The organism is Micromonospora alfalfae (assembly GCF_022230925.1).
Taxonomy (GTDB): Bacteria; Actinomycetota; Actinomycetes; order Mycobacteriales; family Micromonosporaceae; genus Micromonospora; species Micromonospora alfalfae.
Genome location: NZ_JAKKFH010000034.1, coordinates 121,413 through 135,390, shown reverse-complemented (window position 1 = coordinate 135,390; position 13,978 = coordinate 121,413). Strand labels below are relative to the sequence as shown.

At 70.5% G+C, this 13,978-nt stretch carries 18 protein-coding genes; 9 read left to right on the top strand and 9 right to left on the bottom strand.

The window, feature by feature from the left end; all coding sequences use genetic code 11:
• Positions 1-957, top strand: a complete 957-nt coding sequence (locus MED01_RS26300) for a DMT family transporter (RefSeq protein ID WP_238671207.1) — start codon at positions 1-3, stop codon at positions 955-957.
• A gap of 107 nt (positions 958-1,064) precedes the next feature.
• Here the strand turns inward: MED01_RS26300 and MED01_RS26295 are convergent, their stop codons facing one another.
• Positions 1,065-1,358, bottom strand: a complete 294-nt coding sequence (locus MED01_RS26295; protein WP_112669814.1) for a hypothetical protein — start codon at positions 1,356-1,358, stop codon at positions 1,065-1,067.
• Complete coding sequence (locus MED01_RS26290) at positions 1,351-2,175, bottom strand: SDR family NAD(P)-dependent oxidoreductase (protein WP_238671368.1); 825 nt, start codon at positions 2,173-2,175, stop codon at positions 1,351-1,353. Before MED01_RS26290 ends, MED01_RS26295 begins: the two co-directional genes overlap by 8 nt.
• Before the next feature lie 128 nt (positions 2,176-2,303).
• Here MED01_RS26290 and MED01_RS26285 point away from each other — a divergent pair, with 128 nt between their 5' ends.
• A complete protein-coding gene (locus tag MED01_RS26285) occupies positions 2,304-3,260 on the top strand; it encodes an HpcH/HpaI aldolase/citrate lyase family protein (protein ID WP_238671206.1) in 957 nt (318 codons plus the stop codon).
• 74 nt (positions 3,261-3,334) lie between these two features.
• Here the strand turns inward: MED01_RS26285 and MED01_RS26280 are convergent, their stop codons facing one another.
• A complete protein-coding gene (locus tag MED01_RS26280; RefSeq protein WP_238671205.1) occupies positions 3,335-3,871 on the bottom strand; it encodes a DUF4190 domain-containing protein in 537 nt (178 codons plus the stop codon).
• Between the two features lie 118 nt (positions 3,872-3,989).
• On the opposite strand from MED01_RS26280, the gene MED01_RS26275 reads away from it, so the two are divergent.
• Positions 3,990-4,895 (top strand): SDR family NAD(P)-dependent oxidoreductase, encoded by a 906-nt coding sequence (locus MED01_RS26275; protein WP_210781830.1) that lies wholly within the window; start codon positions 3,990-3,992, stop codon positions 4,893-4,895.
• A gap of 27 nt (positions 4,896-4,922) precedes the next feature.
• Here MED01_RS26275 and MED01_RS26270 read toward each other — a convergent pair whose 3' ends face one another.
• Positions 4,923-5,462: a DUF4190 domain-containing protein gene (locus tag MED01_RS26270; RefSeq protein WP_238671204.1), complete on the bottom strand. Its 540-nt coding sequence runs from the start codon at positions 5,460-5,462 to the stop codon at positions 4,923-4,925.
• 177 nt (positions 5,463-5,639) lie between these two features.
• Here MED01_RS26270 and MED01_RS26265 point away from each other — a divergent pair, with 177 nt between their 5' ends.
• Positions 5,640-6,836 (top strand): acyl-CoA dehydrogenase family protein, encoded by a 1,197-nt coding sequence (locus tag MED01_RS26265; RefSeq protein WP_238671203.1) that lies wholly within the window; start codon positions 5,640-5,642, stop codon positions 6,834-6,836.
• A gap of 106 nt (positions 6,837-6,942) precedes the next feature.
• Here MED01_RS26265 and MED01_RS26260 read toward each other — a convergent pair whose 3' ends face one another.
• Together MED01_RS26260 and MED01_RS26255 are read right to left on the bottom strand one after the other, a co-directional pair.
• Complete coding sequence (locus tag MED01_RS26260) at positions 6,943-7,350, bottom strand: CoA-binding protein (RefSeq protein WP_151489547.1); 408 nt, start codon at positions 7,348-7,350, stop codon at positions 6,943-6,945.
• Positions 7,351-7,369: 19 nt separating this feature from the next.
• Positions 7,370-8,413 carry an Rv2578c family radical SAM protein gene (locus MED01_RS26255; protein ID WP_238671202.1) on the bottom strand — a complete coding sequence of 348 codons (1,044 nt, stop codon included), beginning with the start codon at positions 8,411-8,413 and terminating at the stop codon, positions 7,370-7,372.
• A 93-nt stretch (positions 8,414-8,506) separates the two neighbouring features.
• Between MED01_RS26255 and MED01_RS26250 the strand changes: the two genes are divergently transcribed.
• Positions 8,507-8,926 carry a thiol-disulfide oxidoreductase DCC family protein gene (locus tag MED01_RS26250; protein ID WP_109819716.1) on the top strand — a complete coding sequence of 140 codons (420 nt, stop codon included), beginning with the start codon at positions 8,507-8,509 and terminating at the stop codon, positions 8,924-8,926.
• Here MED01_RS26250 and MED01_RS26245 read toward each other — a convergent pair.
• The 3 genes from MED01_RS26245 to trxA form a co-directional block, all read right to left on the bottom strand.
• Positions 8,890-9,861 carry an HTTM domain-containing protein gene (locus tag MED01_RS26245; protein WP_238671201.1) on the bottom strand — a complete coding sequence of 324 codons (972 nt, stop codon included), beginning with the start codon at positions 9,859-9,861 and terminating at the stop codon, positions 8,890-8,892. The two genes, MED01_RS26250 and MED01_RS26245, sit on opposite strands and share 37 nt — an antisense overlap.
• On the bottom strand, positions 9,858-10,298 hold the full coding sequence (locus tag MED01_RS26240) for a hypothetical protein (protein ID WP_238671200.1): 441 nt from the start codon (positions 10,296-10,298) through the stop codon (positions 9,858-9,860). The genes MED01_RS26245 and MED01_RS26240 overlap by 4 nt, the downstream gene beginning before the upstream one ends.
• A 154-nt stretch (positions 10,299-10,452) precedes the next feature.
• Entirely contained in the window at positions 10,453-10,815 is a 363-nt protein-coding gene (trxA, locus tag MED01_RS26235; RefSeq protein ID WP_007455291.1) for a thioredoxin, read from the bottom strand.
• A gap of 549 nt (positions 10,816-11,364) precedes the next feature.
• Here trxA and MED01_RS26230 point away from each other — a divergent pair.
• The 4 genes from MED01_RS26230 to MED01_RS26215 all read left to right on the top strand — a co-directional run bounded on the left by MED01_RS26230 (position 11,365) and on the right by MED01_RS26215 (position 13,941).
• The gene (locus MED01_RS26230) at positions 11,365-11,880 is read left to right on the top strand and encodes a MaoC family dehydratase (RefSeq protein ID WP_030486570.1); all 516 of its coding nucleotides are present in this window, start codon (positions 11,365-11,367) and stop codon (positions 11,878-11,880) included.
• Positions 11,881-11,972: 92 nt separating this feature from the next.
• Positions 11,973-12,509 (top strand): hypothetical protein, encoded by a 537-nt coding sequence (locus MED01_RS26225; RefSeq protein WP_238671199.1) that lies wholly within the window; start codon positions 11,973-11,975, stop codon positions 12,507-12,509.
• A gap of 51 nt (positions 12,510-12,560) precedes the next feature.
• Positions 12,561-13,184 carry a TrmH family RNA methyltransferase gene (locus tag MED01_RS26220; protein WP_238671367.1) on the top strand — a complete coding sequence of 208 codons (624 nt, stop codon included), beginning with the start codon at positions 12,561-12,563 and terminating at the stop codon, positions 13,182-13,184.
• A 10-nt stretch (positions 13,185-13,194) separates the two neighbouring features.
• Complete coding sequence (locus tag MED01_RS26215) at positions 13,195-13,941, top strand: DUF6758 family protein (RefSeq protein WP_372493723.1); 747 nt, start codon at positions 13,195-13,197, stop codon at positions 13,939-13,941.
• Positions 13,942-13,978: the final 37 nt, after the last annotated feature.

Sequence of the window (13,978 nt, the reverse complement as noted above, 5' to 3'; positions counted from 1 at the left end):
GTGCCCCCACCTTCACCCCGGCCGTCCCTGGACCCGCTGACCACCGGCGCGGTCGGGCTGGCCGTGGTCGCCGTGTCGTCGTCCGCGCCGCTGATCGCGTACGCCGCCGCCCCCGCGCTGGCCATCGCGTTCTGGCGCAACCTGCTCGCGGTGGCCGTCCTGAGTCCCTTCGCGCTGGTCCGACGCCGCGCCGAGTTCCGCAGACTGACGGTGGGCGCGGGCCGGCGGGAGGGCCTGTTCTGCGTTCTGTCCGGGGTCGCCCTCGCCGGGCACTTCGCGACCTGGGTGCCGAGCGCCCAGCTCACCTCGGTCGCCACGTCCACCGCCCTGGTCGCCACCCAGCCGGTCTGGCAGGGGCTGATCGCCCGCGCCCAGGGGCGTCCGCTGCCCCGGGTGGTGTGGATCGGCATCGCGGTGGCGGTCGGCGGCGCGGCGGTCGCCACCGGGGTGGACGTGGGGGTCTCCGGCCGGGCCGTCCTCGGTGACGTGCTGGCGCTGGTCGGCGCGATGTTCGCCGCCGTCTACACCGCCTTCGGCGAACGTGCCCGGGTCAGCATCAGCACCACCACCTACACCACCATCTGCTACGGGATCTGCGCGCTGATCCTGCTGGCCCTGTGCCTGGTCGGCGGCGTACGGCTGACCGGCTTCGACGGCCGTACCTGGCTGGCCATCCTGGCCCTGGTGGCTGGGGCCCAACTGCTCGGGCACTCGATGTTCAACTACGCCCTGCGGAAGATCCCGGCGACCACGGTGAGCGTGCTGATCCTGCTGGAGGCGCCGGGGGCGGCAGTGCTCGGCTGGGCCTGGCTGGGGCAGCTGCCGCGCCCGTACGCGCTGCTGGGGATGGCGTTGCTGCTGGCCGGGGTGGCGGTGGTGGTGCTCGGCGGTGCCCGCGCCGGCCGCCGTGCGGCCGAACCCACAGCCCTGCCCGCCGACCCGACCCCGTTGGCCTGAGGGCGATTCACAGGTACGCGGCGAAGTGGTCGGCCACTTTCCGTTAGCAGCTAACGGAAACTGTCCAAGATTGCCGGAAAATCAATGGCTCGCACTGCCGTCGGCGGTCAGGCTTCGTGGACCTCGATGACCCGGGTCGTCGGGGCGGCCTCGCCGAGGGCGGTACGCAGCGCCGCCCGGTCCGGGTCGGCGAGGAACGACTCGTAGCCGGCCCGCCCGTCGAACCGGATCACGTGCACCTCGGCCTGCCCGTCGGTGCCGCGCAGTCGCCGCTCCAGCCGGCCGCCGTGCCGTTCGAGCAGGGCCAGCACGGCGTCCTCGTAGCGCTGCCCGGCGGCCTCTGCCCCGACGGCGAACTCGACGATCGCGACGAGTGTCAGCACGCCGGCCCGGTCAGTCATCGAGACCGACAGCCTTGGCGCTCGCCGCCCACAGCCGGGCGGCGAGCTGCGGATCGGCCGCCTTCCGGAGCGGTCGACGCGGCCGACGGTCGATGTAGTAACCCCCGTTGATCAGCCGGGAGCGCTCCTGGTTGGCCAACCACACCAGGGTCTCGGCACCCTTCTCCGGGCTGCGGAACGGCATGAAGCGCATGCCGAACGCGACAAGCCTGCTGTCGTTGGCGAACCGGGTACGGACCACCCCCGGGTGGAAGCTGTACGCGGCAAGGTCCGGCCAGCGCCGGGTGGCCTCGGCGGTGAACAGGATGTTCGCCTGCTTGCTGGTGCCGTACGCGCCCATCGGTCGGTAGTCACGCAGCGGCTTGTTCAGGTCGTCCGGGTCCAGTGCGCCGAAGCGGTGCGCGCCGGAGGCGGTCACCACGACCCGGCCCACCCGGTCGGCGAGCAGGTTGGTCAGCAGGAACGGGGCCAGGTGGTTGGCCTGGATCGACATCTCGAAACCGTCGACGGTCCTCAGTGGTTGCAGCGCGATGGCCCCGGCGTTGTTGGCCAGCACGTCGATCCGGTCGTACGCGGCCCGGAGCTGTTCGGCCAGTCGACGTACGTCGTCGAGGATCGCGAAGTCGGCCCGGAACAGTTCCGGACGTTCACCTGCGTTCTCCCGTACCCGCTCGGCTGCGGCCTGCAGACGGGCCGGGTCCCGCCCGACCAGCACCACCTGGTCGCCCCGGCAGGCCAGGTGCACGGCGGTGGCCAGCCCGATGCCGGAGCTGGCCCCGGTCACCACCACCAGTCGACGCCCAGTGAGATCTTCCACAGGTCCATTCACCCCGGTCATGGCGCGAGGTTACCGTGGCGTCACAACGCCCTTTGGGATCGTTAAGGTCTCGGATCTGTCGTCAGGTGGCGTCGGCATGCCCGCCGGACGCTGGAAGGAGCGCATCCATGGCCGCAGTCGGTCGCCCCCGCAGGTCCTGCCTCGCCGTGCCGGGTTCCAGCGTGAAGATGCTCGGCAAGGCCCAGGGCCTCCCGGCCGACCAGGTCTTCCTCGACCTGGAGGACGCCGTCGCCCCACTGGCCAAGCCGGACGCGCGCAAGAACATCGTGGCCGCCCTCAACGAGGGCGACTGGGCCGGCAAGACCCGGGTGGTCCGGGTCAACGACCTGACTACCCCGTGGACCTACCGGGATGTCATCGAGGTCGTCGAGGGCGCCGGCGCCAACCTGGACTGCATCATGCTGCCGAAGGTGCAGACCGCCGCCCAGGTGCAGTGGCTGGACCTGACGCTCACCCAGATCGAGAAGACGATCGGCCTGGAGGTCGGTCGGATCGGCATCGAGGCGCAGATCGAGAACGCCGCCGGTCTGGTCAACGTGGACGCGATCGCCGCCGCCTCGCCGCGCGTGGAGACCATCATCTTCGGCCCGGCCGACTTCATGGCGTCGATCAACATGAAGTCGATGGTGGTCGGCGGCCTGATCCCGGACTACCCGGGCGACCCGTACCACTACATCCTGATGCGGATCCTGATGGCCGCGCGGATGCACGACAAGCAGGCCATCGACGGCCCGTTCCTGCAGATCCGCGACGTCGACGCGTTCCGCGAGGTGGCCAAGCGCTCGGCCGCGCTGGGCTTCGACGGCAAGTGGGTGCTGCACCCGGGCCAGATCGACGCCGCCAACGAGGTCTACCAGCCGGCGCAGGCCGACTACGACCACGCCGAGCTGATCCTCGACGCGTACGAGCACTACACCTCGGAGGCCGGCGGCCGGCTCGGCGCCGTGATGCTCGGCGACGAGATGATCGACGAAGCGTCCCGCAAGATGGCGCTGGTGGTTGCGGCCAAGGGCCGGGCCGCCGGGATGAGCCGTACCTCGTCGTTCACCCCACCAGAGCGCTGACCGGCCGGGCCGGGACGACCGCCGACGGCTGTCGGTCCGGCCCGACAACCGGCGGTACGCCGGCCCGCCGCCGGTCAGTAGCTGCTGCTGTTGTCGCTCGTCGCGATCGCGTAGATGATCGCGGCGGCGTAGATGGCGATCAACAGCACCAGGAACCCGGTGAGAATCCAGCCGACGATGATGGCGGCCTTCGCCATCCCCGCCCCGCCCTCGCCGGTGACCCGGATCTGCTTCTGCGCAACGTGCCCGAGGATCGCGCCGATCGGCGCGGTGATGCAGGACGTGAAACCGATCAGGGCCAGCACGAACGCCGCGATGGCCATCCCGTTGGTCTTCGGCGGCTGCGGGTAGCCGTAGCCGGGGTACTGCGGCGGGTATCCAGGCGGGGCGTATCCGGGCGGGGCGTAACCGGGCATCGGCTGGGTCGCCGGGTGCTTCACGCCGGCGTACGGGTCGACCGGGGCGTACGGGTCGGGGGCGTACGGGTCGACCGGGCCAGGTTGCGCGGGCACTGGCTGACCGGCCACCAGGGTCGGGTCCGGTGCGGGGCTCGACGGCTGGGCCGACCACGTGGGATCGCTCCAGTTGCCGGGCGGCGGGGGATTGGTCATACGAACTCTCCGTCAGGTTGGGGTGCGGAGACAGGGTAGCCAGCGCCGCCCAAACCCGACGCCCCTGCTTCCGGGTGCCGCGTTGCTCGGGCCGGTCGTAACGGGCAGGATCCCTGACATGGCATACGACGCGCGCGCCGCGGACCGCTCCGGCAGTCGACCCCGACGGGACGTCAGCCGCCCCGGCGCGGCCCGGCGCGCCCGGACGGCCGCCCCGGCGGGCAGCCCCGGCCCCGACGAGCCGGTCGCGCTCACCGACCCGGTCACCATGCGCCTCGACGGGCGGGTCGCCCTGGTCACCGGGGCGGGCAGCCCGGACGGCATCGGGTACGCCACCGCCCGGCGACTCGCCGACCTGGGCGCACGGGTGGCTATCGTCTCCACCACCCGACGCATCCACGAGCGGGCGACCGAGCTGGGGGTGACCGGCTTCGTCGCGGACCTGACCGACGAGTCCGAGGTCGGCGCGTTGGCCGATGCGGTCGCCGAGCAGTTGGGCGACGTCGAGGTGCTGGTGAACAACGCCGGCCTGGCCAGTCGCGCCAGCCAGGGGGTGCTGCGGCCGGTAGCGCAGCTGACCTACGACGAGTGGCGCGGCGAGATCGACCGCAACCTCTCCACAGCGTTCCTGTGCAGCCGGGCGTTCATCGGGGGGATGGCCGAGCGGGGTTGGGGTCGGATCGTCAACCTGTCGGCCACTGCCGGCCCGGTCAACGCCCTGCCCACCGAGGCCGCGTACGCCGCGGCGAAGGCCGGCGTCGTCGGGCTGACCCGGGCCCTGGCCATGGAGATGATCGCCGACGGCGTGACAGTCAACGCGGTGGCGCCCGGCACCATCTACACCGCGGCGTCCACCATGGCCGAGATCAAGCAGGGGTTGGGCACGCCGGTGGGGCGACCGGGCACTCCTGACGAGGTCGCCGCGGCGATCAGCTTCCTCTGCTCGCCGGCCGCCTCGTACATCACGGGGCAGATGCTTGTGGTGGACGGCGGCAACAGCGTCCGCGAGGCCCGCTTCCGCTGACGGCCCCGGCGAGCGCCGGCCCGTTCGTCAGTAGCCGCCGCTGTCGCCGGTGTTGCCGAAGGCCACCAGCGCCAGCCAGCCACAGCAGGCCAGCACGGTGAGCCCGGTGAAGACGTAGCCCAGGATCAGCCCCCAGGTCGCGAGCTGGTCGCCCTCCTCGCCGCTGGTGCGGATCTGCCGCTTGGCCACGTGGCCGAGCACGGCGCCGGCCGGCGGAAAGACGAAGGCGAACACCAGCGACAGGATCGCCAGCACGTTGGTGCCCCGACCCGGCCCGGACGGCGGTGGGCCGTACTGGCCGTAGGGGCCCTGCGGGGGGTACGGCGGCTGCTGGCTCCAGTGCGCCGACTGCTGTGGGCCCTGGTGGCCGTACGGCGACGGTTCGCCCGCCGGTGGCCCGTACGGTGACCGTTCCGTTGGCAGCTCGTACGCCGGCTGGTCCGGCTGCGGCGTGTACGGCGGCTGGCCGGCCGGCGGTGGCGCGTACGGCGACTGGTCCTTCGGTGGCTCGTAGGGTGACGGCGGCGGCTCGTCCTCGGGCGGCGGTCCCGACGGCGGGTAGCTCACAGCTGTCCTCCTCCTGCCGGTGCCGGAAAAGTCCCTCTTGCCGGACGCTACCCGCAGCGGTGAACCTTTTCACAGCGGTTGTGTGGACTGGTCACCTTGGCCTCGTCGACCCGAGGGGCCGATACTGACCCAGCGTTCAGTTACCCATGAGTAGTGCGCGGATCCCCGGAGGCTGAGATGGCCAGACTCGCCCAGACGCCCGGCCTGACCGATGTGCAACAGTCGATCCTGGAGACCGTTCGGGACTTCGCCGACAAGGAGATCATCCCGCACGCGCAGCGGCTGGAGCACGCCGACGAGTACCCCACCGACATCCTCGACGGCATGCGCGAGATGGGGCTGTTCGGTCTCACCATCGACGAGGAGTACGGCGGCCTCGGTGAATCGCTGCTCACCTACGCGCTGGTGGTGGAGCAACTGTCCCGAGGCTGGATGTCGATCTCCGGCATCGTCAACACCCACTTCATAGTGGCGTACCTGATCTCCCAGCACGGATCCGCCGAGCAGAAGGCCCGGCTGCTGCCGAAGATGGCCACCGGCGAGGTGCGCGGAGCGTTCTCCATGTCCGAGCCCGAGACCGGCTCCGACGTGTCGGCGATCAAGTCCCGGGCCGTCCGCGACGGCGACCGCTACGTGCTCAACGGGCAGAAGATGTGGCTCACCAACGGGGCCTACTCCTCGGTGGTGGCCACCCTGGTCAAGACCGACACCGGCGCGGAGTCCGTCTACGGCAACATGAGCACCTTCCTGCTGGAGAAGGAGCCGGGCTTCGGCGAGACCGCCCCCGGCCTCACCATCCCCGGCAAGATCGAGAAGATGGGTTACAAGGGCGTCGAGACCACCGAGATGGTGCTCGACGGCGTGACGGTGCCCGACTCCGCGATCCTCGGCGGCGCCGACCGGGTGGGCCGCGGCTTCTACCAGATGATGGACGGCATCGAGGTGGGCCGGGTCAACGTGGCCGCCCGTGCCTGCGGCATCTCCATCCGCGCCTTCGAGCTGGCGGTGAGCTACGCCCAGCAGCGCAAGACCTTCGGCCAGCCGCTCGCCAAGCACCAGGCGATCGCCTTCAAGCTCGCCGAGATGGGCACGAAGATCGAGGCCGCGCACGCCCTCATGGTCAACGCCGCCCGACTCAAGGACGCCGGCCAGCGCAACGACGTCGAGGCCGGGATGGCCAAGCTGCTCGCCTCGGAATACTGCGCCGAGGTCGTCCAGGAGGCGTTCCGCATCCACGGCGGCTACGGCTACTCCAAGGAGTACGAGATCGAGCGGCTGATGCGGGAGGCCCCGTTCCTGCTCATCGGCGAGGGCACCTCAGAGATCCAGAAGACCATCATCAGCCGAGGCCTCCTCAAGGAATACAAGCTCTAACCCCACCCCCCGCCCTCGCGATCTTGCACTTTCGGTTGCCCGATTGCCCCTTGTGCCGGGTATGCCGGGACAGTAAGTGCAAGATCGCGGGATGGGGTGGGGTGGGTCAGGTCAGGCGGGTCAGATTGGCGGCGGCTCGTTCGACGATGAGGCAACGGTCCTCGACGTAGTCCATGCCGGCCTCCTCCGCGATCTGCCGCGCTTCGGCCGAGACGATGCCCAGTTGCAGCCAGACCGCGGGGGCGCCGATCGCCGCCGCGTCCCGGACCACCTGCACGGCGTCGGCCGCCGGTCGGAACACGTCCACCAGGTCGACGGGGTGCGGAATGTCGGCGAGGGTCTTGTAGGCCCGTTCTCCGAACAGTTCGTCGACCGTCGGGTTGACCGGGATGATGCGCCAGCCGTACTGCTGCATCTGCAACGGCACGCCGTGCGCGGCCTTGAACGGGTCGCGGGACGCGCCCACGACGGCGATCACGGCGGAGTCGGCGAGGATCTGCTGAGCGGTACGCACCCGCCGACTGTAGCTCCGACTACAGCAGCGTCAGCTGTTCGGCCGTAGACGGCGGCGGCTCGGGCAGGCTGCGGTTGTCGCCCCGCTCCCCGCGGTGCAGCCCGTGCCTGCGGGCGGCGATCCGCACCCGTGCGGTCAACTCCCGCTGGTACGCCTGCGGCGCGTACGCACCGGCCCGGTAGAGCTCACGGTAGCGGGGGACGAGGTGCGGGTGCTCGCGGGCGAGCCAGTGCGCGTACCACTCCCGGGCGCCGGGGCGCAGGTGCAGGGGCAGGGCGGTCACGCTCGTCGCGCCGGCGGCGGCGATCGCCGAGACGGTGGTGTCGATCGACTCGTCGCTGTCGCTGAGGCCGGGCAGGATCGGGGCCATCAGCACGCCGACGGAGAAGCCGGCGTCGGCGAGTGCCCGGACGGCGTCCAGTCGGCGGCGTGGGTGCGGTGTGCCGGGCTCGACGGTGCGCCAGAGGTGCTCGTCGACGAACCCCACCGAGAAGGAGATGCCCACGGTTGTCACCTCGGCGGCCTCGCGCAGCAGCGGCAGGTCGCGCAGGATCAGCGTGCCCTTGGTGAGGATCGAGAACGGGTTGGCGAAGTCTCGCAGGGCACCGATGATCTGCGGCATCAGCTGGTACCGACCCTCGGCGCGCTGGTAGCAGTCCACGTTGGTGCCCATCGCCACGTGCGCGCCCCGCCAGCGCGGCGCGGCCAGCTCCCGCCGGACCAGCTCGCCGGCGTTGACCTTGACGATCACCTTGCGGTCGAAGTCAGCGCCGGCATCGAGATCGAGATAAGTGTGAGTGTTTCTCGCGAAGCAGTATCGACATGCATGAGAACAGCCCCGGTACGGGTTGATCGTCCACTCGAACGGGACGCGGGACTGCCCGGGCACCCGGTTGAGGATGGACTTGGCCTGCACCTCGTAGAAGGTCATCCCGGCGAACTCGGGGGTGTCGAAGGTGCGGGCGACGGCGCCGGGCAGCGCCAGCGGCAGGGGTGGCGTCGCTGGCGCTGCCCGCTCGGGGTCTCCCTCGACCGGGGGAGCGGTGAGGTTGTCCCAGCGCATGGGCACTATTCGAACACGTGTACGAGGTGAGCGCAAGTGACCCGCCGTACACCGGTGGGCGTCCGGGTGGTCGGAGAGGGGAGGATGGACGCCATGGAGACGTCGACCTTCGTCTACGACGGGGACTGCGCGTTCTGCACGAGCTGTGCGGAGTTCATCGAGCGCCGCATCCCCACCGCCGCACGGGTGGTGCCCTGGCAGTTCGCCGACCTGGACGCGCTCGGCCTCACAGTGGCCGAGTGCGAGGAGGCAGTGCAGTGGGTCGGCGCGGACGGCTCACGCGCGGCCGGCCCGGACGCCATCGCGAAGCTGCTCGCCGCGAGTGGTCCGCTCTGGCGGGTCGCCGGCGCCGGCCTGCGGATTCCTCCGGTACGCGTCGCGGCCTGGCCGTTGTACCGCTGGGTGGCGCGCAACCGGCACCGACTTCCCGGTGGCACGGCGGCCTGCTCCCTGCCCCAGGAAGCCCGGGAGCGGCTCTACGGGCCGGCCGGTCGCCCGACCACCGGCGCCTGATCGTCGAGCGCCGGCCCCGCGCCGGCTGCCACCGGGCCCGGGTCGGCCGGCGTCGGGTCGACCTCGGCGCGGCGCGGTTGCGGGGCATCCGTCGTCGCCGCCTCGGGAGAGCCACGCCTGACGAGCCGGCGGCCCCAGACCAACGGGCGTACCCGCTCCAGCGGTAGGAAGCTGGTCATCGCGGCCAGGTGCGGCGCGAACGAGATCGTGATGGTCGCGATGGTGACCGCGTGGAACGAGTAGAAGAAGCCGACCATGGCGTGTCGCCAACGGGGCGGCAGGAAGAAGACCACCGGGCTGAGCAGCTCGAACGCCACGATGCCGAACTGGGCGACGATGAGCAGGTACGGCACCTGGGCGATGAGGTCCGCCAGGTCGGTGCCGCGCCGGATGATCGCGCGGGCCAGAACCGAGCCGGTCAGCCAGTCCAGACCGCCGAAGCGCAGCTTGGCGAAGGCGGCCAGGAAGTACGTGCAGATCACCGCGATCTGGGTGACGCGCAGCGCCCAGCCACCGGCCTCGGTGCGGGTGGTGTCGCCGTGTCGGGCGCGACCGGCGGTGGGCAGCACTGCCAGTGCGACGAGCAGCCCGAACCGGTCGTGGTCGACCTTCCCGTAGCTCATCGCGATGATCATCCACTCCAGGTAGAGCGCGCACACCGCCCAGCCGAGCAGCCGGGGCGCTCGTCCGGTGGCGGCGAGGAGTGCGAGCAGCAGCAACGCCCAGAAGATCACCGTCACCAGCGTCTCGGTTGGCGTCGGCAGTGGGAGCAGGCGGCCGATCAGGAGTGGCTGGTAGAGGTCGCCGGGCACGCTGACCCGGGTGCGTACCCAGGGGGTGAAGATCACCAGATCGGCGGCGACGAACAGGTAGACCACGGTGCGGAAGGCGGCCACCCGCCCCCGGGGTACGGCCTCGGTCAGCCAGCGGGTCATCGGGTGGCCTGCCAGCGGACGACGGTCTGGTCGGTGTGGCTGCCGGTCGGTCGGCCGGCGCGGATCCCGTGCCAGCGGATGACGATGCGGACCTCCACCAGCGCGGGGGCGTCCGGGTGGCGTTCGGCGTACGCGTCGGCGACCTCGGTGAGCAGCGTCGGGTCGGCGGCGTATCGGGCCTGCTGACCCTCGATCTCGGCGCGCCGGATGCCTGTCGCGTTCTGGTCGAGGTCGATCACCGCCCCGGAGCTGTTCACCCCCTCGACGCGGGTGTCGGGCGCAGGTGCGTTCGGCGGGTTGGAGGTGGAGTACATCCGGAACGGGCCGAACGGGAAGTCGTCGTCGCCGCCCCAGAAGGTGCCGACGACGAGCAGGGCGAGGCCCAGTGCGGTAGCGCCCAGCCGGGTCACGCGCCCGCGGGTGGTCAGGTTCTCCATCGGGTCGTGACGATACGGGATGTACCGACGCCCTCGGGTCCCTCCGACGGCCAGTTCGGCCTGACCAGGCAGGTGATCATGCGGGAGTTGGCGGGGGTACGACGAAGGCCGGGCCCGCATCGGGCCCGGCCTCGCGTGTCGTCGTGGGGACGACTCAGTGGTTGTGCTCGGCCAGCTGCTTGCGGACGTCGTCCATGTCCAGCGCCTCGACCTGCTCGATCAGGTTCTCCAGCGCGGACTCGGGAAGGGCGCCCGGCTGGGCGAAGACGATGACGCCGTCGCGGATCGCCATGATCGTCGGGATCGAGCGAATGTCGAACTTGGCGCCCAGCTCCTGCTGAGCCTCCGTGTCGACCTTGCCGAAGACGATGTTCTGGTGCTTCTCCGAGGAGCGCTCGTAGACCGGGGCGAACCGCTTGCACGGACCACACCAGTCGGCCCAGAAGTCGACCAGGACGATGCCGTCGTTGCCGGTCACCTCGTCGAAGTTGGTCGAGGTCAGCTCAACGGTTGCCATTGCACTCTCCGATCACCGCGGTTTATCTACGTCCCGTAGAACCAGGGCTGACCGTATCGAATTCCCGGGTGGTGGGGCACGAAACGTGCACGGGGCTGCCGGGGGGCACCGGGGACCATCGACAGGCATCTGTTCACACCCGACCTGCGGAACGCAAGTGCATGACGCACTTGCGTGACCTGCGGTAATGGGAGCGTTTCCAGGGAGATCCACGCGATTGAGCTCTACGAATCGGTAACTTGGGCCTTGACGAGGAGGTATCCGGCCTGCGGAGATCGCTGATCAACCTCCGCTTCGTCACGTACAGTAGTGTTACAAAAAGATAAATGTGACCGCGATCTCTGTTGAACCTACGCAGGCGTAGGGCAGAATTCCTCACATCAGAGCGTGGGCGGCGGGTGCCGGGGAGGGCCCCGCCGCTCATTGCGTCTCCCCCCAGGCAGAGTGACCGGTGTGACATTTCCGCCGCCGCCGCGCCCCGCCGGTCGCCTTAACCATCGGTAAGGCATGCTGTGCCGAACTCCATCGCCGCCCGTCGAAGGGACCAGCATGCAGTTCGGTCGCTACTACGAGGAGTTCGAGGTCGGCGCGGTCTACCGGCACTGGCCGGGCAAGACCGTCACCGAGTACGACGACCACCTCTTCTGCCTGCTCACCATGAACCACCACCCGCTGCACATGGACGCGCACTACGCCGCGACGGCCAGCCAGTTCAAGCGCAACGTCGTGGTCGGCAACTACATCTACTCACTGCTGCTCGGCATGTCGGTGCCCGATGTGAGTGGCAAGGCGATCGCCAACCTGGAGGTCGAGTCGCTGCGGCACGTCGCGCCGACCTTCCACGGCGACACCATCTACGGCGAGACCACGGTGCTGGACAAGCGTGAGTCCGGCTCGAAACCCGACCGGGGCGTGGTGTCGGTGGAGACCCGCGGCTACAACCAGGACGGCACGATGGTCTGCGTCTTCCGACGCAAGGTCATGGTCCCCAAGCGGGAGTACGCGGCCGCTGCGGTGCCCGACGGCGTGGATCCGGAGCGGCCCAGCTTCCCCGAGCCGCGCTGACGGTCGCGGCGGGCTCGACCGTCGACGAACACCGGGCTCCCTCCCCACAGCGGGTCTGCTGGGGAAGGGGCCCTGTTCCCGTCGCGGGGCATATGCTGACGCCGGAGGTTCCGATGAGCCACTCCGTAGCGGGAGAGCCGTCCTCTGCCGGCCGCCGAGCCGCACCCTTGACCACCGCCGTCTACTCCGGCGCCGAGTGGGATCTGCTCACCGGCCTGCCCGGTCGGGTTCTCGTGGCCGCCGCAGCGCCCGGTCCTGGCCGGACGGAGCGTGGAGTGATGGCCGGCCTGGCCGGCCTTGATGCCGTGGCCGCGGGCCGAGCCTCCGACAGTGATCTGGTCCGCGCTGTGGTCGCCACGATCTACGCCCGCCACGACGGCACCCCGCAACCCGCCGAGCGGCTCACCGACCTGGTGGACCTGCTGGCCGCCTGCCGTGCAGCGAGCCGGGTCCTCCGGCGGCGGGCCGACCCCGCCGACTCGGCCGCGTACCGCCAGTGGGTGCAGTCGGTGGCGGCCCGGGTCTGTCGCGCGGTGCCCGGCACCGGCGCGCGTCGCGTGGACCCACCGGCCAGCCCGGCGGACCGGCGCTTCCTGGACCGGCTCGGTGCCGCCCTCGACCTGGGCTGACCGGCAGGTCTCCGCGACGGGCGCCGACGCGGTCCGTACCCTCTGATGACCGTGACCGACGACCAGCTTGAGGTGGGCGTGGGCCCCTGGCCGGGGGACCCACCCGACGACAGCCGTTACGACCCGCAGCTGTTGGCGGAGGGGGACCGGCGCAACGTCGTCGACCGCTACCGCTACTGGCGGCACGAGGCGATCGTCGCCGACCTGGACCGGCACCGGCACGGCTTCCACGTCGCGATCGAGAACTGGCAGCACGACTTCAACATCGGCACTGTGGTGCGCAACGCCAACGCGTTCAACGCCGCCGAGGTGCACATCGTCGGACGGCGACGGTGGAACCGGCGCGGCGCGATGGTGACAGATCGGTACCAGCACGTACGGCACCACGAGACGATCGAGGAGTTCGTCGCCTGGGCGGTCGAGCGGCAGTTGCCGGTGTTCGGCATCGACAACCTGCCCGGGTCGCGTCCGCTGGAGACCGGCACCCTGCCGCGGGAATGTGTGCTGCTGTTCGGCCAGGAGGGCCCCGGCCTCTCCGCGCCGGCCCGTGCCGCCTGCGACCAGCTCTACTCCATCGCCCAGTACGGCTCGACGAGGTCGATCAACGCGGGCGTGGCCAGCGGAATCGCCATGCACGCCTGGATCCGCGCGCACGCCGGTACGCCGCCGGACTGACCCACGTACGGTGCCGAATCGGACGTTCCGGCTTGACGTGCCGCCGGTCCGGGGAGACGGTGGGGATGTGAGTGTCGCGGTGAGTTGTCCGAGATGCGGGGGCCCGGTACGGGCGCCGGATCTGATGAACACCGACTCGAGGTGTGTGCGCTGTGGCCCGGTGCCGCCGTTGCACGTGCCCGAGCACATCGGAGCGGACATCGTGGCGAGCGTGGTGGAACGGATCACCGCGACCGGCGATCCACCGGTGACACCGTTGTGGTGCCCGTGGCCGCTGCCACCCGGTTGGACACTCACCGGCGTGGCGTACGCCGGGGACGACCGCACGGGCGTGCGGGCGACTGTGGTGGCCTGCGCGGGTCCCGCGCCCCTCGGTGGTGGTCCAGCCGATCTGGTCTTCGTGGCCGAGGAACCCGGTGTCGGCCTGGGCACCCGGCTCGCCGGTCTGACCGGCCCGGATCCGGGACCGGAGTTGGTGGACGCGTTGACCGACCCGGGATCGGGTCACCCTGACCACGTCGGACAGGCGAAAATCAAGGTCGGCGGGCACCCCACTCCACTGTGGTTGGTGAATTCACCAACGGATCGAAGCGCGTACGCCGGCGAAGCTCGGGGAATGTGGCTCCATGCGATAGCCTGGCCGGCGAGTGCGGGTCACCTGCTCGCGGAAGATGTCGTGCTACACGACCTGACCGAGTGGACTCCGCCCGAGCTCGTGTACGGCGCACCGTCCCCGTATCTACCCGGTAGAGCTTGACAACTCTTCCGGATTGACGGAGAACGGACGCAGATAT

Excerpts from the sequence above, each read along its gene's own strand:
- MED01_RS26295 (WP_112669814.1), bottom strand. The coding sequence starts at position 1,358 with ATGACTGACCGGGCCGGCGTGCTGACACTCGTCGCGATCGTCGAGTTC.
- MED01_RS26285 (WP_238671206.1), top strand. The coding sequence starts at position 2,304 with ATGGCCGCAGTCGGTCGCCCCCGCAGGTCCTGCCTCGCCGTGCCGGGT.
- MED01_RS26280 (WP_238671205.1), bottom strand. The coding sequence starts at position 3,871 with ATGACCAATCCCCCGCCGCCCGGCAACTGGAGCGATCCCACGTGGTCG.
- MED01_RS26275 (WP_210781830.1), top strand. The coding sequence starts at position 3,990 with ATGGCATACGACGCGCGCGCCGCGGACCGCTCCGGCAGTCGACCCCGA.
- MED01_RS26265 (WP_238671203.1), top strand. The coding sequence starts at position 5,640 with ATGGCCAGACTCGCCCAGACGCCCGGCCTGACCGATGTGCAACAGTCG.
- MED01_RS26255 (WP_238671202.1), bottom strand. The coding sequence starts at position 8,413 with ATGCGCTGGGACAACCTCACCGCTCCCCCGGTCGAGGGAGACCCCGAG.
- MED01_RS26250 (WP_109819716.1), top strand. The coding sequence starts at position 8,507 with ATGGAGACGTCGACCTTCGTCTACGACGGGGACTGCGCGTTCTGCACG.
- MED01_RS26245 (WP_238671201.1), bottom strand. The coding sequence starts at position 9,861 with ATGACCCGCTGGCTGACCGAGGCCGTACCCCGGGGGCGGGTGGCCGCC.
- MED01_RS26240 (WP_238671200.1), bottom strand. The coding sequence starts at position 10,298 with ATGGAGAACCTGACCACCCGCGGGCGCGTGACCCGGCTGGGCGCTACC.
- trxA (WP_007455291.1), bottom strand. The coding sequence starts at position 10,815 with ATGGCAACCGTTGAGCTGACCTCGACCAACTTCGACGAGGTGACCGGC.
- MED01_RS26230 (WP_030486570.1), top strand. The coding sequence starts at position 11,365 with ATGCAGTTCGGTCGCTACTACGAGGAGTTCGAGGTCGGCGCGGTCTAC.
- MED01_RS26225 (WP_238671199.1), top strand. The coding sequence starts at position 11,973 with ATGCTGACGCCGGAGGTTCCGATGAGCCACTCCGTAGCGGGAGAGCCG.